Annotated in this window: 19 protein-coding genes; 1 reads left to right on the forward strand and 18 read right to left on the reverse strand. The window is 34.5% G+C overall.

The annotated features are described in order from the left end of the window. The 17 genes from MY490_RS11670 to MY490_RS11750 form a co-directional block, all read right to left on the reverse strand. Complete coding sequence (locus MY490_RS11670; protein WP_248265871.1) at positions 1–690, reverse strand: N-acetylmannosamine-6-phosphate 2-epimerase; 690 nt, start codon at positions 688–690, stop codon at positions 1–3. A gap of 4 nt (positions 691–694) precedes the next feature. Beyond that, positions 695–2221 carry a DUF4127 family protein gene (locus tag MY490_RS11675; protein WP_248265872.1) on the reverse strand — a complete coding sequence of 509 codons (1527 nt, stop codon included), beginning with the start codon at positions 2219–2221 and terminating at the stop codon, positions 695–697. Between the two features lie 56 nt (positions 2222–2277). Further along, entirely contained in the window at positions 2278–3234 is a 957-nt protein-coding gene (locus MY490_RS11680) for an acetylxylan esterase (protein ID WP_248265873.1), read from the reverse strand. 68 nt (positions 3235–3302) lie between these two features. Beyond that, a complete protein-coding gene (locus MY490_RS11685; RefSeq protein WP_248265874.1) occupies positions 3303–4988 on the reverse strand; it encodes an ROK family protein in 1686 nt (561 codons plus the stop codon). Further along, complete coding sequence (locus tag MY490_RS11690; protein WP_248265875.1) at positions 4985–7570, reverse strand: glycoside hydrolase family 38 N-terminal domain-containing protein; 2586 nt, start codon at positions 7568–7570, stop codon at positions 4985–4987. Before MY490_RS11690 ends, MY490_RS11685 begins: the two co-directional genes overlap by 4 nt. A gap of 1 nt (position 7571) precedes the next feature. After that, on the reverse strand, positions 7572–8927 hold the full coding sequence (locus MY490_RS11695; RefSeq protein ID WP_248265876.1) for an FAD-dependent oxidoreductase: 1356 nt from the start codon (positions 8925–8927) through the stop codon (positions 7572–7574). A 111-nt stretch (positions 8928–9038) separates the two neighbouring features. After that, positions 9039–9848, reverse strand: a complete 810-nt coding sequence (locus tag MY490_RS11700) for a carbohydrate ABC transporter permease (RefSeq protein ID WP_248265877.1) — start codon at positions 9846–9848, stop codon at positions 9039–9041. Positions 9849–9881: 33 nt separating this feature from the next. Then, positions 9882–10835: a carbohydrate ABC transporter permease gene (locus tag MY490_RS11705; RefSeq protein ID WP_248265878.1), complete on the reverse strand. Its 954-nt coding sequence runs from the start codon at positions 10833–10835 to the stop codon at positions 9882–9884. A gap of 63 nt (positions 10836–10898) precedes the next feature. Next, on the reverse strand, positions 10899–12236 hold the full coding sequence (locus MY490_RS11710) for an ABC transporter substrate-binding protein (protein WP_248265879.1): 1338 nt from the start codon (positions 12234–12236) through the stop codon (positions 10899–10901). A 112-nt stretch (positions 12237–12348) separates the two neighbouring features. After that, complete coding sequence (locus MY490_RS11715) at positions 12349–14712, reverse strand: glycoside hydrolase family 10-like protein (RefSeq protein WP_248265880.1); 2364 nt, start codon at positions 14710–14712, stop codon at positions 12349–12351. Between the two features lie 595 nt (positions 14713–15307). After that, positions 15308–16177: a LysR family transcriptional regulator gene (locus MY490_RS11720; RefSeq protein ID WP_248265881.1), complete on the reverse strand. Its 870-nt coding sequence runs from the start codon at positions 16175–16177 to the stop codon at positions 15308–15310. 8 nt (positions 16178–16185) lie between these two features. Continuing rightward, on the reverse strand, positions 16186–16488 hold the full coding sequence (locus tag MY490_RS11725; RefSeq protein WP_248265882.1) for a putative quinol monooxygenase: 303 nt from the start codon (positions 16486–16488) through the stop codon (positions 16186–16188). 16 nt (positions 16489–16504) lie between these two features. Further along, entirely contained in the window at positions 16505–17668 is a 1164-nt protein-coding gene (locus MY490_RS11730; RefSeq protein WP_248265883.1) for an iron-containing alcohol dehydrogenase, read from the reverse strand. 15 nt (positions 17669–17683) lie between these two features. Next, positions 17684–18664: a zinc-binding dehydrogenase gene (locus MY490_RS11735; RefSeq protein ID WP_248265884.1), complete on the reverse strand. Its 981-nt coding sequence runs from the start codon at positions 18662–18664 to the stop codon at positions 17684–17686. A 79-nt stretch (positions 18665–18743) separates the two neighbouring features. Then, positions 18744–19412: a type 1 glutamine amidotransferase domain-containing protein gene (locus tag MY490_RS11740; RefSeq protein WP_248265885.1), complete on the reverse strand. Its 669-nt coding sequence runs from the start codon at positions 19410–19412 to the stop codon at positions 18744–18746. A gap of 482 nt (positions 19413–19894) precedes the next feature. Continuing rightward, positions 19895–20320, reverse strand: a complete 426-nt coding sequence (locus MY490_RS11745) for a VOC family protein (protein WP_248265886.1) — start codon at positions 20318–20320, stop codon at positions 19895–19897. Positions 20321–20624: 304 nt separating this feature from the next. Further along, the gene (locus tag MY490_RS11750) at positions 20625–21170 is read right to left on the reverse strand and encodes a GNAT family N-acetyltransferase (RefSeq protein ID WP_248265887.1); all 546 of its coding nucleotides are present in this window, start codon (positions 21168–21170) and stop codon (positions 20625–20627) included. 187 nt (positions 21171–21357) lie between these two features. Here MY490_RS11750 and MY490_RS11755 point away from each other — a divergent pair, with 187 nt between their 5' ends. Further along, a complete protein-coding gene (locus MY490_RS11755; protein ID WP_248265888.1) occupies positions 21358–21774 on the forward strand; it encodes a hypothetical protein in 417 nt (138 codons plus the stop codon). A gap of 74 nt (positions 21775–21848) precedes the next feature. Here the strand turns inward: MY490_RS11755 and MY490_RS11760 are convergent, their stop codons facing one another. Then, positions 21849–22415, reverse strand: a complete 567-nt coding sequence (locus MY490_RS11760; protein ID WP_248265889.1) for a class I SAM-dependent methyltransferase — start codon at positions 22413–22415, stop codon at positions 21849–21851. Positions 22416–22582: the final 167 nt, after the last annotated feature.

Genomic DNA, 22582 nt, shown 5'->3' on the forward strand with positions numbered 1-22582 from the left:
TTATATTACCAACGATTCCATAGCTTTAACAAATCGCTCTGTGATTTGCTGAGGACGAGTAATAGCTCCTCCAACAACTACAGAGTATGCACCATATTTTAGTGCAGTAACTGCCATTTCAGGGGTATTAACGTTACCTTCAGCAATCACTGGTACATTAACCGTACTAACAACTTGCTTTAAAAATTCAAAGTCATTATGATAAAGTTTTTTTCCTTCTGTCTCTTCTGTGTAGCCGTATAAGGTCGTACCTACACAGTCGAAACCTAATGCCTCAGCTGTTAAACACTCTTGGAGTGTTGCACAATCTGCCATCCATTTTTGATTAGGGAACCTTTTTTTTATTTGTTCCATAAAATTTATTAACTTTATCCCGTCAGGACGTAAACGATTTGTGGCATCAATGGCGATTAAATCAGCGCCACTTTCAACGAGTTCTTCAACCTCTTTCATTGTAGGAGTAATGTAGACCTTTGAATCTTTGTATTCTCGTTTAATAATTCCAATAATTGGCAAGTCTATATAACTTTTAATCGCTTTTATATCTTCAACTCCATTAGCACGAATACCGACGGCTCCTCCTCTACAAGCAGCATCAGCCATCCTTTTCATAATTTCAGAACTATATAATGGTTCATCCTCTAATGCTTGGCAAGAAACAACCAACCCGCCTTTTATTTGTGTCAACAACTTATTACACCTCTTTTATTTTATAATTTATTACAATCCCGCACTCAAACATTCGATTCCATGGAGCAAACGTAGCAACATTTTCAAGTTTGATATCTTTAAAGCTAAATAGAATTTGATTATTAAATCTCTTTAATAACCTCTCGTCACGCTCTTGATTAACAAGCGGAGCTAACTTACCTAAGTCAAAATAAGTTAAATTATATTTTGGAAGGAAATCAGCAACCATCTCCATTCGAATTTCTGCCTGGTAGAAGTAATCATCTAGGAGATGATAGATTAGATTTTTCTTAATTAATAAAGAGTCACCTTCCTTGCCTAACACGCCTTGGCAAATTGTTGTTCCAAGTGAATTGCAATTTGTATTCCAGCCTTTGTATGAGACAAGTTTGTCTAAAATTTTCTCTTCATCTAACAACGTAATTAATTCGCGATCTCCGCCATTTGCAAAAGCTGAGTCTGCTACTATAACTTTTTTGCCAGATAAAATAAAAGATTTTATTTGATCTACAAACGACAACATATTTCGAAAGCTTGTATAAGTAATATCCTTTTTAGATTGCTCCCACGATTCCTGAATTACACGCCCTGGAGTATTATATGCAAGAATTAGGTCTGCACCTTCAGCAGTATCGACTAATTGACAACCTGCTGCTAAAACATGTGCTTTCAAGCTTTCGGCATAAGGTCGGTCTTCATACATCGGAATTAACTGCGGTCCAAGTGTACTGCTCCAAATTGGAAAAATCTTTGGTCGCTGGTTCTTCCACGCATTGTAGGCTCTAGATAGTAAAGTTGCTCCTACTTCATCAGCTCCAGGATACATATGTACTTTTTTATGCAAACGAAGATTTTCACGCATACTAGCTACATCACTTTGATCCATCGCTGTATACCCAAACTCAGCACTATCATCTTGAGGAATAGATAAGAACGTCAATACTCCTTCATGTACAAGCTCGAGCATCTGAAGATTAATGGCCAAGTTAAATTGACGTCTAGTTTCATAATCTTTTATAAATTTTTCAGGTAGTATTTCGATAATGTTGTCCAATTGTTTTTGCTCGTCCTGTGATAACTCTTCACGCTTTTGCTTATCTATTAAATAAGCACGTAAAAAAATCTCTTGTCCCCAATGCTCATAATATTCAGGTTCCTCGTCACTTGAACTATATTTTGGGGTACGCATGATTAAATTGGATGCATAGATTTCAAGTTTTGGATAGTCCCTGCGAAGAGCACGTAAGCGTTCCACCCATACTGTTCTTATATTTTCTTCTAAGTAATGTAATCTCGAGGGAAGTAAGCCACCATAAATCAACATATCAATGCTTAATATGAATGCGTCTACCTGACCGGAGATCCTTCTAATCCAAGTCCAAAGACCTTCTGTATCTCCTGCTTCCTTCTTTTTTCCAAGTAATTCTAAATTAGGCATTATTAATTCAACATCTGTTGAAGAACTTGCAATCATTTGGACATAGGTAACATTACATGGACGTTCGTCGATTGGTATATAAGCAATTTTCATGTTATATTTCCTTTCTTGTTATTTTGTATTACTGTAAAACTAAAAAATTAATTACTTCAAACAGAACTGTAAATAGCAACAAATTTCAACTTTTCCTCTTCATGAACTGGATGCAGACTATGTGCATGTTCTTGATATGCCTTAATCTCTTTAATTCCACCTAAGTGATGGTATAAAGCAAATCCACTAGATGGAGGGCAAACATTATCTTCTAATCCTACTCCAACCAATGTGGGACATACCACCCAATCTGCTAAATTCATACAATCAAAATAGCTTAATGTTTCATAAACAAGTTTACTTGTTTCATGTAACGGATCATGTACCTTAAAATAATGATAAACTTCATTATATGGCCCCTCAGTGGATATGCGAACTGATCGTACAAAATGGGTTAAAAATGGTACATCAGATAAAGCTAGTACTATATCTTTTTGTAAAGCTGCTACAGCAATAGCTAGTGCCCCACCTTGACTTCCACCCTCGACAAATACAGACTTTTTACCTGAAATCTCTCTAACAACATCCACACTTCGAAAACAATCCATATAGACATAGGCGTAATAATAATTATTGGGATTCTCAATGCCCAGCGTCATCCAGCCAGTTGAGCCACCATGTTCATATTGATTTTTATCAGGGGATTTGACATTTTGCCCACGTACCCCAACCATTAACACCGGAATCCCTTGAACAACATACTTAAAGGCGTAATGCACTTGAAGTGTATTCCAATTATACCCATGGAAAATAACTGATGCTGTTGCACTAGGTTTCACATTTTCAGGGCATACAAAGACACCATGGATACGGGAATTACGAAACCCGTCAAAGTAAACATCATATACATGAACCCCAGGGACATAATAAACTCTTTTTATCACTTCAATATTTAATGCATATTTTTTATTTTCTGCAATCTTGCTATCCCAAAAATCGGTAAAATCGGCCATCTTCGTCTGTTTTGGTTTATAAGTCCGCAGTTCATTCAGTGGCAGATCAAAAAGGTTCATCTTCTCACTCCTTATCCAACTAAAAAAGTGAAAGGGATACCTATAAATAGCATCCCATCTAAATTAGATTAAAACGAATTACTGATTTTCTGTTCTTCTATATACTGCTTAACCTGTAATTCCTTTAGAATAATATCTAATAAGAAATAGACAGAGACCTCTCTTATTAAATTGCTTTCCCCTTCTATCACTTGTGTAGCAGGAATCATCAATCGTATATCAGGTAAAAGTGATAAAGGAGAATCCTGTTGGCTTGTGATCCCAATAGTAGGACACCCAACCTTCTTAGCGAAATCTATTATTTTTACGATTTCTGGTGAATACCCAGATACACTCATTCCAATTACGACTGTATCCTTTGTTAACGAAAACGTGGACATTTCCATTTGATAGCTTGATATAAATGAATTTGCTGAAATTCCCAGTTTCATCAACTTAAATTTTAATTGTTCAGCAATTAAAGCCATTTCATTCAATCCGTACAAATATATTTGCTTAGATTGGACCATTTTACCGATCGATTTTTGAATATCCTTTACTTGATGTAGAGAATTAAATTTATCTAGCATATCTATATAAGTTTGTTTAACCTCAGTTAGGCTTGTAAGTTCCGATTGTTCATGAAGACGCGTGCTCACCGAGGCTTCTTTTGCCAACAAGCGTAAGTTATTATAAGTACCAAACTCTAGCTTTTGACAGAATCTCGTAATCGTTGCTTCTGAAACATTAATTTGACGTGAAAGCTCAGAAATCGTTTTATTGGGAACGCTCTCTACATTCGAAATAATATACTTTGCAATTATTTGCTCCCGCTTAGTTAAGTGAGACTGGTTAGATTCAATTATGGTAGTGATGCTTTTTAAAGGTTGTAAAGATTCCTGAAGCAAAAAGTGGCGAAGTGCTCCAATCATTCCAGCGTTATTAAGGTTTTGAGCTATTTTAATTTTTGTTTTTTCTAAAATCTTAGGGAGAATATCCTTTTCAAGTTGCTTCATTATTAATGGATAAAGATAATCTTTTTGTGCAGTAATTCCCCCGCCGATAATAATCATTTCCGGATTCATAATATAAGTAATTGTGGCTATACCTTTTGATAAATAATAAACTAAGCGATCAATCTCTTCTATACAAATCTGATCTTTTTGTTTTGCTAGCTCAAAAATCTTTTTGCCGTTTAAATCACTTTCAGGAATACCTTTTCGTTGTGCTACATTCCTAATCAGTATTCTCGTCGAAGCTAATTCTTCAAACTGACTTCCTTCTATCGGGATATAGCCAATTTCCCCCCCACTGAAGCTGTGCCCAGTATGGAGTTTATTATCAACGATATAACTTCCACCAATTCCAGTGCCGATCGTCAAACAGAATAAGCTCTTGGCATCCTTGCCAGTTCCAATCCATGACTCAGCCAAACCAGCACAGTTCACATCATTTTCCACTTCAACAGGTAATCCAAAAAAATTTTCCAATTCGCGCTTTAGCTGTGTACCTGTATAATGAGGTATAAGTGGTGAAGCATATAAGATAATGCCTTCTTTGGAATCTACTTGACCTGCGGAACTAATACAGACCCCACTTATATCATGTTGTTTTATTAGGATCTGACCAAATTCCTTAACTTTATTTAATATGGACGCCCCCCCATAATGTGCCTCTGTTGGAGATTCATATTTATCAATGAATGTTCCGTTCTCGAAAAGAACACCATATTTAATTAATGTTCCGCCTATATCGAATGCTAAAAACTTTCTCATAATTGAACACCTTCATTTCTATTGATAAAACAATTACCCTTTCTTCTTACACGAATTGTCTTGATTTCTTTTGATTTAAAGGTAATGGTGATATGTTGTAATGGTTGATGACTAGTTTTCACTTTTCCAGTAAAGTCCACTTCCAATAAATCAACCGGTTCAAATCCAAAACATAGTTCAGTCTTCTCTTCTTTTGTTGATGGATTGAACAGTCGAATATCAAATGTATTTTCTTCCTTCTGAATAGATGAAGAAAATACAATAACCGAGGATGATTGGCTGAAAAGTTTCTGCTCATTTCTTAATTTGAACGATTGCTGACTCAAAACCGCCTGCCGCAGCATCATTTGATGATTAAGAGACATTTGTCCCTTGCCTAAAATTAGACCGTATTCAAATGTATAAGTGCCTATGCATTGAGCACCTGGTGTTTCAAATCCAGGTCCAGCTCCATTTCCACGGGTGCGTAGATCTCGTCTTGATAACCAGCCTACACTTCTAATGATGGTTAGAAATGCAAAATCATTACCTTCAATTTCATCTACTTCATATTCATGTAGACCGCGATGAACAAGTTGATGTTGATTTGCTATGACTGTGGAACTAGTTGGATATTGGTTCATAACAGCTTCCTTATTTTTCGACATATCCAAAATCTTATGTCGTATTGTGGGACGTTCCATTATGTCAAAGGCAGTATCAGCATAACTTACATTACACTCCGCCCCTAAATCAAAACCAACACGTAGTTTCTGATCCTTTGCAACATTATCAACTTTTGTCTTAAAATAAATGAATCTCTTTCCATGATAGAGGGTAACATTAGTAACCATCTTATTTAATACATATTCATTACTTGGACCAGTTCTATTCACGTTTAATGAAGCAGGAAGTTTCATTTCATACTGAATTGTCACACTTTGAAACGTTTTTCCTACATTTAAGTTACATACACCAGTTATTATTGCTTTACTAATCATGTCATTTATTGGAGGAGAATAGTTATAGGTGTCTCCAGCATCCAATGAAGACAGAAACTGATGTTGATTTTTATATGTAATATTTTCTTCCTTATCTATAATTTGCAGACCCTCATCATTCCATGTAATCTTGTAATATTCATTTTCAATAAAATTTTGTTCTCTAGTTAATTTGATTTCCTTTGCTTCTTTTACTCGTTCAATTCGTACCTTTTTAATCTCGGCTCCATCAAATGGCATTGTAAACTTTACATGATAGGTTACATATTCAGTATAATGAGGTTCAGCTAAAATATGGCGAAGAAACTCTTCTCTTTTTTCCCTGTTCACAACATCAAAACGAATTGGTTTATCATCATGATAAAGTGCAATAGCACCTAAGTCCTGTTCAGCTGGGATACGAATGGTCGCATCCACAGGATACACCTCTAAAAATGGCGTATTGTTAATTAAATACAAATAAGTATTATCCTTTGAACTATCTAAAAATTCAAAAGGGAATTGATCGTTTAAGATATCCTTGGCAAATTGGCTAATCGCACTTATCACCTTTTGTGATCTTGTTTCCATTTCATTATGCACTTCATCCACACTGCAACCACAAATACTGTCATGAGGCTGATTTTGTAGAAGTAATTTCCATACATATTCAATAAATTTTGTAGAGTTCGTACTTCCGTTGGTCCATACATTCAAAGCCTCCATAACACCAATGGCTAAATCTTCACACTGTTGATTTTGATTTTTCAAATACGTACGGGTAGATAAAACCCCAGGTAGGATAAAAATTTTTGATGGGTCACGCTGCTCACCACTAATGGTTCTTAAAGCTTTCTTCTCTTCAAACGACTCCAAATACTGAGACATCAATGATTGCTTAAACTCAATTTTTGGAAAATCCTTTTTCAATTGGTTTAATTTATTATTTAAATCGGAACCTGTAAAAGTATGGTCAGCACCGTTCATAATCAAAGCTCTTCCGTGTGTTAAAAATGGAGCACTTGATTCCAAGTATTTTCTTGTTTCATCTTGATATGTATTGTGTTTTAAAAAGGTTTGATAATATCCTTCAAATAGAGGTAAAACAAACGTAAATACGCTACTCCCATCTGCTCCCTCCCAAATATTTTCAAATTGTTCTGATACTGCTCCACGAAAAAGAAGTGCATTCTCAATATGAAAACTTTTGAGAATTTGTGGCATTTGGCTTATATGACCAAATGTATCTGGTAGGTAGCCAATATTAAAAGAAGAGCATAATGATTTAGCTATACTCGTACCTAGCTCTAAATTTTTTATTATAGATTCTCCAGAAACAAGAAATTCATCTGCAAGCAAATACCATGGTCCCACTTCAATTTTTCCTTGCGTAATAAATGAAGTAAAACGTTCAAATTCTTCTTTACTCACAACTTCTTTATAATCATCAATCACGATGGTCTGGCCATCTAAAAAAAAGTTATCTATTTGACCGTTAGATAGTAACTCTTGTACATATCGTATTCCATTTCTCAGTTTATATCTAAATTCTTCAAAGCTTTCATACCACTCTCGGTCCCAATGCGTATGGTTTAATATATGTACTTCTTTTATGTTATCCATTTTAAGCTTCCTCCAACTTAAGCAGTCGTTTAATGTGGGAGCCATCTATTTTATTAAGATCAATATTTTGTCTCACCGAAATGGCACATGCGATCCCTGCTGCTTCACCAATGTCTCTGACTGTAGGTTGAATTCTTAGGGATGCTTGCATCAAAAATGTACTAGAAATATGCCTGCCTACAACAATCAGATTGCTCACTACATCCGTTATTAGTGAACGATAAGGAATTTCATAATATTCACCACGTGAAAGTTTCGCTTCTTCGACTTGATCTTTAGCCACACTGTGAACATCAATATACCAGTCACCCCTAGCAATTCCGTCTGCAAATTTTGCACGGTCTAAATAATCTTTCTCTGTTAGCATATATTTACCAACAATTCGAAACGATTCACGTATACCAAGCTGATTGGCTTCTTTTAATAAAAATGCCTTTTCAAAGCCTGGTATATACTTTGGTAAAAAGCATGAAAGCCGTCGAATCATTTGTCGTCCCTTTATTACTGCTTGGGAGCGAAGGATTGGATCCGTTGTTTGATAAATCCCTGGAATATGGGGGCAATTAAAAGACATTACAGTAGGTTTTCCTGGTTGGGTAAAAGCTTGAACATAGCGAAGGTCCTCTTCTTGTAAATCACCATTTTCAAGTCCCTTTAAAAATATTGGTTCTAATACATGCCCTTTGCCTGGAACCATGGCGATTTCAAAAAAGTCGGGATTTTTTATCTTACAAAATGTCTCATTTTGCGAGAGAATAAATTCACGTAAACGTGCAATATCAATGCCGCCCATTTCAAATCGAAAGGAGATTTGCTGGTTTTGACCTTTTTTATCTCCAGATTCTACTGATACTCCAGCTGACCTAGACAGTACGGCATCTCCTGAAGCATCAACAAAAGTCTTTCCCTTTATGGCTGCTAATCCATTACAGGTATTGACAATAATATAAGCGATTTTATCTTGATCCTTTATGCAATCAATGTAATTTGCTTCATACAATATTTGTCCGTGACGTTCTATAATTAATTGTTCGAGCACATAGAGTAAAGTTTCCACATTAAACCAACTGCAAGTTGTTGTTCCGTCATTGGTATTAATGCCTTCTTCATTTAGTCGATTAATAATTAGATGATTTACTCGCTGTAATTTCACATAGGTTGGCATCATAGGGGAAACGAGTGAATTAGTTTGTGTACCTCCAAGAGAGATGCTTTTCTCTACGACCAATGTTGAAATATTCTCCTCTAAAGATGAAATAGCAGCTGCAACTCCCGCTGTACCGCCGCCAACGATAACACAATCCACATCATAAATAACTGGTAACTCCCGCCCAAAGAAAGATATTGTAGTACTCAATTGATTCACCCCTTATATGGTTTATTGTAAAACTGACTAACAGTTTTTCTCTACGAACTTTTTTAGTTTGACTTGATTTTTTCATTAAAAAATCTAACCAAGTTAATAGTATTATCCTTTTACAGCTCCATCTGTTGCTCCAGATATAAAGTACCTTTGCAGCCAGATAAAAACCACCAATGTCGGTGTCGTAGTTAAGATAGATGCGGCGCTAATCAATTTCATATTGGCACCATCAAAATTCTGAGAAAGCTGTGCTAGACCAATTGATAAGGTATACATGCTACTCTCTGTCGAATTTAATAATGGCCATAAATAATCGCCCCATGTACCCATAAAGGTAAAAATCGCAAGTGTAACAAGTGTGGGTTTTACAAGCGGTAGTGCAACCATGTACCATACTTTAAAACGATTTGCTCCATCTAAAAAAGCTGATTCCTCTAGCTCCTTCGGTATTCTAAGATAAGCTTGACGCATTAAGAAGATCCCAAAAGCCGTTGATACTTGCATAACCACCAATCCAAGATGAGTGTTTCGTAGTCCAAGATTCCCGGCCAATTGGAATAAAGGAGCCATATAAAGCTGGAAAGGAACCATCATTGTTGAAATAATTAATGCTAATACCACACTACGTCCTCTAAAGTCCATTCTTGCAAGAGGATAAGCAGCTAGACTACAAAATAATAAATTCAATGGAATTGAAATAGCCGTAACAATGAACGTATTTAAGAAATAAGAAGTGAAATTAGCTTTGTCAAGAGCGTTCACAAAGTTTGAAATTGTTGGATGTTGTGGCAACATATTACCATAAATGCTTTCTCCAGAAGACTTTAAAGACATAAAAATCGTTATGAGAAATGGTCCAACTGTTATACAGGTAATAAATATCAATATGAAATAAAGCCAGATTCTCTGCGTCATTCTTTTTAATTTCATTTTTTCTCCCACCTCTTTTTATGCTCTTAAATCATTTTCACGTTTACTTGTTAGTTTCATTTGTAATAATGAGCCACCTATCGCAAGTAGCAATAAAACCAAACCTGCTGCTGATGCAGTGCTGACGTGAAGACTCATAAATTTATTGTAGATATACATAACTAGCGTTGTTGTGGCCCCAGATGGACCGCCACCAGTTGTTAAAGCAATTTCTTCAAACACTTTCATGCCTGAGATAATAGTCATTACCGATACCAATGTCACAGATGGCGTTAACATAGGAACCGTAATGCTTCTAAACTGCTGGAAAATCGAGGCTCCATCAATACTAGAAGATTCATAAACGTCTTTTGGAATTGATTGAAGGCCTGCTAAAAAGATTATCATGTAATAGCCTAGCCCTTTCCAAATCGTAATGGCTGAAACTGCTATTAATGCTGTAGTCGACTGAACTAAAAGGTTTGTTGGCGAGTGAAATACGCCTAACTTTACTAACAAGTCCGAAATGATCCCACTTTGAGAATAGAGCATTTTCCACATTAATGCTGCAACAACCATTGGGGTAATAACTGGTAAGTAATAAAGGATACGGAATGTGCTTACTCCTTTAATTTTTTGGTTGACTAGCACTGCTAAAATCATTGGTAAAAAGACATTCATTGGTAGAACGATTAACAAAAATAAAAGTGTGTTAACTAGCGCATTCCAAAAATCTTTATCTGAAAATATCTCTTTAAAATTGGCTAAACCAACGTATTCGCCGGTACCCGCAATGATTTTATAGTCTAGGAAACTCCATTTAAAAGCTTCTATGATTGGAATAATAAGAAAAATGCCCAAAATCAGAATCGATGGAAGTAAAAACAACCATGGTGTAAAGATTCTCGTACGCCGCCTACGCGTTTCTGTTTTTCGACCAACATTAACGTTGCTTTGATTAGTTTGAGGTAAAATAACTGATTCCCTACTCATCTTGAACTCTCCTTTTAAATATTAGAGACTAGCTCTTTAGCAAAAAAGCTAGTCTCTTGTTCGTTAGAATGTTACTTTTTCACCTGATTTTTCAAATGCTTTGTTCCACTCTGAAGATAATTCCTTTAATGCTTCCTTTGGAGTTAACTTACCTTGTAAGTTTTTTACAAAGATATTTTTTGTTGATTCACGTAACTCTGCACTATTTTCTGTAGGTGGAATTAATACTTTAGCTCGTAGTAAAGATTTAGAGGCTTCTAACATTCCAAAAGCCTTTGGTGAATCCCCTGGATTTTTGAAATAGCTATCTTGTAAAGACTCTGTTGTAGAAGGTAGAACAGTGCCTGCTGTTTTAGCAAACTCTAACTGATTTTTGGAATTTGTAACAAATTCAGCTAAAGCTACAGCTGCATCTTTGTTATGTGTTTTCGATGGTACAGCAAAGTTCATTACCGCCACATTTACTGGTGCTTCAGGTGAATTTAATGGCTGGCCAGATTTTGATTCTTTATAAACGTTTGGGGAACTTTGCTCGACTGGTCCAAGGAATGTTACCCCACCTTCAAGAAATGCAACATTTCCTGCCATATATAATTCTTGACCTGTTTTAATTGAGCCTTCCGCATTTTCTTGAGGAATGATTCCTTCCTTATACATTTTTTGAGTTAAAGTAAAAAATTCAAGAATATCTTTGTTATCTTTAAATATAGCTTTTCCATCTTTTACAATCGGTTGACCATTTGCTAGTGATGCCATTTTTTCCATAATGGTATTACCATCGTTTATAACTGCATAATATGATGGCTTTCCAGTTGCCTCTTTTACCTTTTTTGCAGTTTCATAAATTCCTTGCAATGTTGAAGGAAGCTCTTTAACGCCAGCTTTGTCAAAAGATTGGCCGTTAAACCAAGAGACAGTTGTTGTTAAATACCAAGGCAAAGCATAAAGCTTTCCATCATACATGCCTGATTGAAAAGGACCTTCTAAATACGATTCCTTTGTCTTATCACTTACAAAATCTGATAAATCAAGTAAACCACCTTGTGCTGCAATATTGGACATATAGTGAGGGTTTAAGTTTACAACATCTGGCACGTCGCTTCCTGTAAGAGAAGTTAAAACTTTTTGCTCCATTTGATCTTGAGGTACATCCTGTATTACAACATTTACTTTCGGATGAAGTGTTTCGAATTCCTTCTCAATATTTTTGAAGTATGTATCAAATGGCTCTCCAGCTAACGAAGCAGTCCAAAGTGTAACCTTCCCAGAAATGTCTCCCGTCTTTTTGGTTGAGTCGGACTTTTCAGTACTCGAAGTTTGATTATTCCCACAAGCCATCAAGCTTAATGAAATTGAGGCAATAACTGAACCCATTACAAGTTTTTTGGCATGATTCTTCATTAATATTTCCTCCTTAGATAGATTAATTTATTTAATTTTCTGAAAATTATTTTTAGTAAATAGTGAAATACCAAAAAATAGAACTATAAAAAGCTGTTTTTACATTTTTCAACTAATCCTGTTTGTTCAATGAATAGTTAACCCATGTTTTACCTTCTAGTAGCTGCTCTTTCATTCTTTCAGCAACGATTAGATTGAGTTGCTTAGATTGAGCTGCTTTATCAATTTCTTCAATAACTGTATTAAAAAGTGGTGCAGACTGTTCCGGTTCATTATCTACCGCTTTTTTTAACTGAATTATCCCCTGTTTTATTCGATTTCCTTGCTCTCGGTTAACCGCACCTTGTGGAACGTAAAGAGTTTCTATTAGTTTTTCTATCTCTTTCAATATAGTTTGAGTAGCTAGAATAGGCTCTTCACCTGGATTTACTGCTTTTTCTCTCCATGGTCCCTTCCCAAGGGCATCAACTGATGGAGCACTCGCCTGACCGAATGCAAACATATTAACTCCCGATGTACCATGAGCCGCTGACATGACATCATTCACGCTTGCCATTTCACTGAGATGATGATAGAAGGAATATATACCTGTATAATACATAGTTCCTTCAGGCATTAATACTTTACTTGCTTGTACGGTTTTTTGTATGCTATTAAAGTCATGGCCATATGCCTGTGGAATGACACCGTCGATATCATCCTTCCAACCACTAATCAGTGACGCCTCTGGACCTGGTTCTGGTGTAGCAGTTAACATGAATTTAGGATTGATTGATTTTGCTTGGGTATGCAGCTTGTCAACAAATTCATTTTCTTTTGTTTCTAGCCAATTTAACCAATCAGCCCATTTTTGTGGATCCGTTGTTGGATTAATATCATAAGGATCAATACCAGTCTCTTTCTTATACATACTTCTTACTGTTTCACTAAACCCGTAACTCTTTTCAAATTTCTGATGGGGGTATCGCATATAGTCAATATCCAATCCCTTGATATCGTATGACTTTTCCATCTCATTGTAGATACTCAGCATAAACTTTTGCACATCCGGTTGGGCGATATCAAGCCAATAATATCTACTACTTGAGTCTGGAGCTGGTTTTCCAGTATGATTATCACGTTGAATGGCTGCCCACTCTGGATGCTTTTCAAACTCAGGAGGTGTACCAATACTACTTTCACCAATCATAAATCCATCAGTCCATGCCTGTATAGATAAGCCACGCTTCTTTCCTTCTTTGATATATGCTTCGAGCAAATCCTTTCCATAAGGACCATAGTCAGCATTTTTAAATCTTGGATGTTGTGAAGGGAACCCATATAATTCCATCATCTTACTAGGATAAATAGTATAACCGTGGAAAGTTGTTTCTAAGTACACAGAGTTAAACCCTGCTTTTTCCATTCTGTCTAGTACCTGTTTAACCCCATCAAGAGTTGTTTCTTCAGGTCTGTACCAAATTGCTCGTTGCTCTGCCTTATTAGAAGGGAGTGAAAAATAATAAGCATCATAAGCAAACTGTGTGGATTTTCTTGTTAAATCAAGAGACTTAACCGGGTCGGTTGACTTAAGTGATTCTGCTTGATTTAACAATTCAACTGCTTTTTGATAGGACTCATCCGCTTTTTTAGTTGCTACTTCTAAATAATCAGCTTTCGCTTTATCTATTGACGCTTTTGCTTGTTCAATGGCTTGCTGACATTGGAACTGAAAGCTTTCCACATCTTGTACGATTTCAACAACACCATTCGCATCTACCGTTACTTTTGCTCCAATAATAGAATTAGTAGAAATCCAACTTGAAGCTATTCCATGACCACTGACAACAAAACCATTCTTTGGAATTTTGGATCCTCCACCGCCTAATTTTGTGACAAAACCATTTTCTACTGTAATTTCATATCCGTACTGGTTCGTTTTAGTTGTTTCTCCGAACGCTGGTGTGTAGACAATAAGTTGATCTGGTCCACGATATCCATCAAATGGGGCGCCATTAGGGTTGGATTCCCTACTAGGATTAACGGCTTGTGATTGTAATTGCACTTTCTTTTCAGTTGGCTCAAATAATGTGATAATGTCTCCCGATTGTAATTGATTTAGGAAATTCTTAATTTCTGTAGTTGTTGTAGCCCCAGTTGAAAGAACTAGACCATCTTCTGGAATTGGGCTGTCTCCATCTGTATCCTTTACCACACGGTATGAATTAAGGTCATTTTTTTCTAATACGACCTCCACACTGCCTTTTTTTGTTTCTGTATAATAACTAAATGTGTCATTAAACAGAATAAGTTTGTTGTCGTTTGCAAGTTGATTAACTCCATTTACAGCCATACGGTTACCTGAGGCATCCTCCACAGTCACTACTTTTACTGGATTAGTATTTTCCGCAGCCTGACTTTTGACCACTCCAAGTGAAGAGAATACTAGACTAGAAGTCAAAACAGAACTCGAAAGAACCTTCAATCGCTTACCCATAATTTCCTCCCCTTTCAAATATTGAGGCATCTTTCACACACCAATCTTTATAAATACATCTGTAAAGGCTTGATTGGAGTTTGGAGTTCGCCCAATTTTTGCTAACGCTTTCAATTTAAATTATAAACACAGGTTAAATCTAATACAAGATTAAATTCAAAATTTTTTCTATTTTTTAAAAAAACTGAAATTTATTTTCATTTTGAACTATCATTCAAGATTTATAAGTTTAAAAAACTCTATTATTCTTAATTCCTTTTTTAAATTCCTAATTTTAGTTGCGTTTCTATGCATATAAATCCCCAAATTTGGAAAAATTTCTTCGACAGACTGGAAGATCTACTGCAGGTTTAGAAAGCCAGTCAATGTAACAGTACAAAAATTACTATTTTTCACTTCCATATACTAAAATAAAACTTACAAAAAAAGCCGCCGAATCGGCTGCTACTTTTTGTCTTTTCCTATTTAATCCTAAAGTTATCATTGTACTTGCCACAGCCCTTTCTCAACTCTTTGTATCAAAAGTGTCTAGATTTACAATAACACCCCGCAAATGTTTGATAGTGTCTAGTATTTACGAGACAGTACATTTATTCTAGTAATTTCCCTTTATTAAAGAAAAGAGCTCGTTATATAACGGATTATCTTGATCTTTCATTTTATATACTAATGATATTTGATTTGTTATATAGGTTTCTGGAAGTAACACTTTAACTTTTTTTAAATTTAGTGAGTCTTCTAATAAATAGGTCGGAAGCAAACTTACTCCCATCCCAAGTTGGATTGACTGTAAAATTGTACGTAAATCAGGAATAACATACTTAGGTTGTAATCCCGGACGTTTAGAAAAATATTTTTTCCAATACCTTCTTATTATTGGCAACTCTAACCCATAACTGATCCAATCTAACGATGTTAGTACTTTTTCTATATTTAATTCATCTTTAATTGGTAACATATTGTACGGAGCTACTAATACGAATTTTTCTTCTTCTAATTTTTCATATTTAATCCCAGGTAAGTCTAATTTTTGTGTTGCGATGACAAGATCTAATTGATCATTCTGTAACATCTCTAATAAGTTTAATGTCACATCAAACTGTACAGTAAATCTAATGTTTAATTTAGTTAATTTTTCTAATAATTGTTTAGAAAAATATTCCCCAGGAGCACCAATACGAACAACCGGGATTTCAGTCTCCATGTTTGAATAGGTTATTTCTAACGACATTCTCTCTAAATTTTCGATATAAGGTATTAATTTTGTGTATAATTCTTTTCCCTTCTCGGTCGGAATCATTTTTCTAGGGGCTCTTATAAACAGAGCTTCTCCTATTTCTGCTTCTAAAGCTGCTAAATGTTGACTCATAGCAGGTTGAGTCATAATACGAGATTCAGCTGCTTTTGAAACAGAACGCTGCTTATAAATACTAATAAAACTACGGTACCATTCAAAATCTATCATAATCCCAATCAAATAACCTTTTCTTTTAGTTCATTTAAAGTATAAACTTTTCTCACTTCAATTAAATTTTCTATATTTTGTCGGTAAGTTTTATAATGAGTTGATTGAATATGCGATTGAAATGCGTCTTCATTTTCCCACACTTCATAAAATACAAATGTATTCTCATCTTCACTAGACTCATGTAGTCGATATTCTAAGCATCCTTCTTCAGCCAATGACAGAGGAAGAATCATTAAAAGCTCTTGCTTTAAGTCATTTTTCTTATGTTCTTTTGCACGAAGAATTGCTGTGACAATGATTCGGTCCATAACGATCTCTCCTTTATTATAGGGATGCTAATAATATGTTTTTAACATCTTCTTGATTTAAAGGTACATAGTTTCCAATTGTAGGTGCCACCATCGCTCTTTTTGCCATTAAATCAATTTGTGTGTGGTCAATTCCATAATCTGAAAGCTTTGTTGGAGCACCAATTGATTTTAAGAAACTTCGAAATGCTTCGATTGTCTCTTCAATCATCTCGTTCTTTGTTTTATTACTAAAGTTTAATTCAAATACATTTTCCCCTAATTGGATAATCCGTTCTGGACGTTTTTTTGCTACAAATTCCATCCAATTAGGAAATAAGATTGCTAATCCTCCACCATGAGGAATGTCATACACAGCAGAAACTGCATGCTCAATCATATGTGTAGCCCAGTCTGATTGAACCCCCATTGACAGAGTTCCATTTAATGCTAATGTACCACTTAATAACATCGTTTCTCTATTTTCGTAGTTAGTTAAATCATTTACAAGTTTTGGCGCTACTTCAATCATTGTTTTTAAAATAGATTCTCCAAATCGTTCTTGTAGATTAGCATTTTCAGAATTGTGAAAGTATTGCTCGAATACGTGAGACATTATATCTACTATCCCATAAATAGTTTGATTTAATGGAACTGAGTATGTTACTTCTGGATCTAATATACTAAATTTAGGGTAAGTATAGATTGAACCAAATGAACGTTTATCTTGTGCCTCCCAGTTAGTAATAACAGCTCCACCATTCATTTCTGAACCAGTCGCAGCAATCGTTAAAATAGTTCCAATTGGAATGGCTTTCGAAGGAATTACTTTCTTAGTTACAATATCCCAAACATCTCCATCATAATGAGAGCCTGCCGCAATCGCTTTTGCACAATCAATAACACTACCACCACCAACTGCTAAAATAATGTCAATATTATGTTTTCTAACTAACTCAATCCCTTTGTTTACAGTTGTTAACCTTGGATTTGGTTCAACGCCTCCCAATTCTACAATATTTATATTGATTTCTTTTAATAAAGCTATTATCTTACTATAAAGTCCATTTTGTTTAATGCTTCCACCACCGTATAATAAAAGTACATTTTTACCGTAAAACGGAATTTCTTTTTTTAATTCAGTTAATTGACCTTTTCCGAAAATTAATTTTGTTGGGTTATTAAAAATAAACTTATTCATATATACCTCTTCTTTTTATTTAATTTTTGCTACTATTTTGCCCTTTACATGACGTTTGGAAAGTTCTAGTAAAGCTGAAGGTATTTCTTCTAATGAAATCACTTTAGAAATCATTGGAGAAATTTCCTTTTGAGCTAGTAATGCCAATAATTCATTTCCCATTTTTCCTAGATCTTGTTGTGCAATAAAATCATCACCATGATGTACTGCATTTAAGGCTATTTCGTGATAAGAAATTACTTGTGTAAACGGCTTTATTTTAGAAAAATCTGGTGCTCCAGCAATATACGCTATGTGACCACCATATGAAATATAATCAAGAGAAGCTGTTGCATTTTCTCGGCTTACTGTATCTAGTACAGCATCTACTCCTCTTCCTTTCGTTATTTCTTTTACTTTTTCTTCTATATTTTCTTCTCTATAATCAATTACATAATCTGCACCTAAAGATCTTACGTATTCATTATTGTGAGCAGATGCTGTTGAAATAACAGTTTTGCCTAATTTTTTTGCAAGTTGTACAGCAAATCCACCAACGCCACCAGCACCACCATGAACTAATATTGTTTCAATATGGTTCATTGGTAATTTACGGTAAAGAGCTTGATATGCAGTATACCCAGCTGTAGGTAGAGCAGCCGCTTCTTCGAATGATACTGTATCTGGAATTCTAGAAATTGTATGAGCTGTTGTTACTGCAAATTGAGCAAAACCACCATTTTTCGTAAAATCACCATGATAAACAACTCTGTCCCCTAAGTTCCAACCTGTAACCCCTTCTCCAATTTCTGAAATTGTACCGGCAACATCAAGACCTAAAATATGAGGATAACTCCATTTCGGATTTCCATTCGTTGCTGTTTTATAATCAACTGGGTTTAACCCGGCAGCCGCTACTTCAACAACCACTTCACCTTTTTGTGCAGTCGGCTTCTCAATTTCTTCTATTTTCATTTCTGTCCATAAATTTTTATCTTTAAGTAATAAAGCTTTCATTCTAAATACACCTCTTATTTAAAATTTCAAAAGTCTGCATGAAACACTGGTGCTTCATACAGACATTATTTTGAACTTATTAAGCTAACTTTTGCACTACTTCTTTAGCAACTCCTACAGTAGATTGTGGGTTTTGACCAGTAATTAAATTTCCGTCTACTTTAATGTTACTTGTCCAGTTAGGTGCTACGATTACATTTGCTCCTAGTTCACGTAAGCGTGTTTCTAATAAGAATGGCATAAAACGATCTAATGTTGTTTCGTATTCCTCTTCATCTTCATCTGTAAATGCTGCTATCGTTTTATTTGCTACTAAAGGAGTACCATCTGATAAAGTTACACCAATCAATCCAGCTGGACCATGACAAACAGCAGCTACAATTTTACCACCTTCATACAATTCACGAATTAATGCTTGTAATTTTATATTCTCCGGTAAGTCGAACATCGTCCCGTGACCACCTGGTAAAAATATTGCATCAAAATTAGAGCTGTCTGTAATTTCATCTAGTTTTAATGTATTTTCTAAATATTTAGCTGTATCTAATATTTCTTGTGGAACTTCTCCTTCTAAGCTACGTGCATCTATAGGAGCTTTTCCACCTTTTGGGCTTGCTACAGTTACTTGAAAACCTAGTTTATCAAACTCTACATATGCTTCTCCAAATTCAGAAAGCCATAGTCCGGTTGCGTGGCCATCTTTCATTTTATCCTCTGTTGTTACAACCATTAATATATGTTTTGACATACTATCTCCTCCAAAAAGTTATTTTAATTTTTCTTACAAGAAATAGTTTAAGCTTCAAATCACTATAATACAAATTAGAAAATAACAGGTTTGCCATAAATATATTTATACAAAAGACTCTCTTTCTGCTCTTTAATTTTTCGAGTAATTGAGCGCAATAGATGAAGGGAGAATTCACCGATGTTCTACCGTAGTAAGTAGTTTCAAATTGGTATTCTCTATAATCTCTAAATATAATCAAAGCTTTGGGTACGATTCCAAACCTATATATTTATGAAATAATTTGACCTTTTTTTCTCCATAAGAAACACCCCTTAAAATCAATGTTGCCCTACTATGGGTTTTTCAACATCAACTTTAAGGGGTGCAGTCTACAATTAACTCTTTTTTTGTAATTTTTGTTGCAATTCTAACTTTTTTTTAGTAAAAGATTTTTTCCATAGAGGCTCATCTCTAAACATATACTTTTAATGGCGAGCTCACTATTGATTTGACTGAGTTGAAATCTGCCATGTAACACCGAATTTATCGGTTACTTGTCCGTATAAAGGACTCCAAAAAGTTTCGTGTAAAGATATGATTACTTTCCCACCATCTTGCAATTTACTGAAAACTTCTTTGGTTGATTCAACGTCACTAATTAAAATAGCTAAGGTGGTTTGGTCGCCAATTTGATAAGGTAGACCTGTAAATGTGTCAGAAATCATTAAATCTGTTGTTCCAACTTTCAGATGGGCATGTAAGATACGATTTTTTTCCTCATCCGATAATGTTGTATTTTCTTCTCCAGGCATGTCACCAAATCTTTGAAGAACAAGAGTTTTTGTATTGAATGCATGTTCATAAAATGAAACTGCTTCCTGTCCATTCCCATTCAATATTAAATAAGGGTTGATACCTAAAATCATTAAAAACACCTCTTTTTAAAATTTTGATTTAATCACTTCTTATCTCTAACTTATCTTTTACAATTTGGTTCCGATTAAGCTCCCGGTTAATAAATTCTACTTCAAGTCATACATTCCTTCATTTATAAAAAAAGTGATTTGCTTGATTATAAATCCTAGCAAAACGTATAAAACACTAGATTTTTCAGAATATTCATTTTATAATAGTGAAAATGTATTTCATAACCTCTCTTATATTAATTAGAAATTAATTTAATTTATCAAATGGGTGAAAAAGTACTTTAATCGCCTCTTTTTATTACATTCATTTATTAAATCTACCCATTAATATTGTATTATAAAATCTTCCATCAGAAAGAACCTTATCGTTTTTTAATACTCCTTCAACTTCAAAGCCTAACTTTTTATAAAGTTTAATTGCTTTTTCATTCGTTTCTAAAACACACAAATTTATTTTATGGAGATCACTAGCATCCGCCCAAGTTATTGATTGTTTTAAAAGATTTTTACCAATTCCGTATCCCCAAAATTTTTTTAAGATGCAAACTCCAAACTCTACTTTATGAGAAAGTCTTTTTAATTGATTACCTTCACATCTAGAAAAACCTATTATTTTATCTTCAACTTCTGCTACTAAAAATAAATTATTAATCGTTTCTATATCAGAGTTAATTAATTGTTCAAAGCCTTTTGGATCAATAAATGCTTCTCCAGCTTCTCTGTCTAAATTTTCTGTCTCTCCGTCAATCTGCACTCTCAAACTAGATAATTGTTTCGCGTCAGTAAGTACTGCATGTCTAATAATATATTGAAGGCCATTTATTGTAAATTTCTGCGGTTGTATTTTCATCATATACTCCTTGTACTTGTATTCTTAATTTTAATAGAAAAAAGGATTGTTTATGTACTACTTTAATTAGTGTGGATAAAAATCAGTTATAAAAATGATTATTGATTCTTACTAAAAGAGATCATCTTAATGTTAATATTTAAAGTTTTCGACAAAACTATATTAATATGAAAGAGGTGTATCAAAAGTGGAATTTAGAAGTAGTGGAAGGCTTTCCAATTTTTTAGTTGCAATATTGTTTACGATTTGTATGATTACTTTCATCTTTTATGTACAAAGGCATGGATTTCCCAATACGATTAAGCCATATATGATCATGACTATAGTATCCTTAATCTTTCTAGCCTATATCGGCTATACTCGTAGTATGGTTATTAGAATAAACGATCACGGTGTTACATACGAACATTGGGGTTTTAAACGAACGATACCCGCTCATCATATTACACGTGTTAATTTACAATATCGCTTTAAAGAAACACCATCACATAGTGCTTATTTAGTAATTAACCATCCAGAAGAATCTATTTTCATACCATCTATGATGTTTCAAGGTCAAATCGAACGAATAACGAAAGAAATTAGAGATATCATGATCTACTAATTAAATCTTTTTAAAAGAACTGAAGTAAGGCTTCAGTTCTTTGTGTTTAAGAAAATGATATCTTTGTTAAATTATCACTTTACTGCATCTACAATAATTGACGGAAACAGCACTTTTTCCCCGTGATTTCTAGGATCATATTTTTTTGAACGGTAAATAACACCATCCTTGCCATCCCATTCTTTAAAATGAAAATTTCCTTCTTCATCACAATATTCAAGTAGTGTTACTTCAAAACCCGCTGTTTCAAACATGTTAACTAGGGTGTTATATTTATAGACAATTTTATGGCTTGCTGCAGGATGATCTTTTGGTCCTGGTCCACCAACTTTAACAATACTTTGATAAGTTTCGTCTTGAAAAAATCCATCTGGTACCGCACAACGAATATAGCCAGATGGTTTTAAATAATCATAACAAATTTTAGCAGCCTCTAATCCTTCATCATAAGTAAGATGTTCCCAAACATGTTCAGCTAAAATAGCTTTTATAGAATTTTTCTCGAACTTATTTTCCCAAGTTGACCTAACTAATAAATTAAGTTCTTCTTCCTGAGTTTGAATCCATGTTGGATTATTGTTATACTCACCTGCCCCAATTACAACTTTTAATTCATCTTGTTTAATCACTAGTTGATTCACCTCATCTAAATATTGATCGAATAGTAGTGTTCTACAATAGTTACACGAATTCCTTCTATAAAGCGTAGAAAAATGTCAAAATTTAGAAATGTAGATGATTGAGATTTTCTTCTTAATTATTTAGATTCTTCTACTTTATCTTGGGTATAATAATTCCAGTAAATGGA

The sequence above is a fragment of the Gottfriedia acidiceleris genome (assembly GCF_023115465.1).
Taxonomy (GTDB): domain Bacteria; phylum Bacillota; class Bacilli; order Bacillales; family Bacillaceae_G; genus Gottfriedia; species Gottfriedia acidiceleris_B.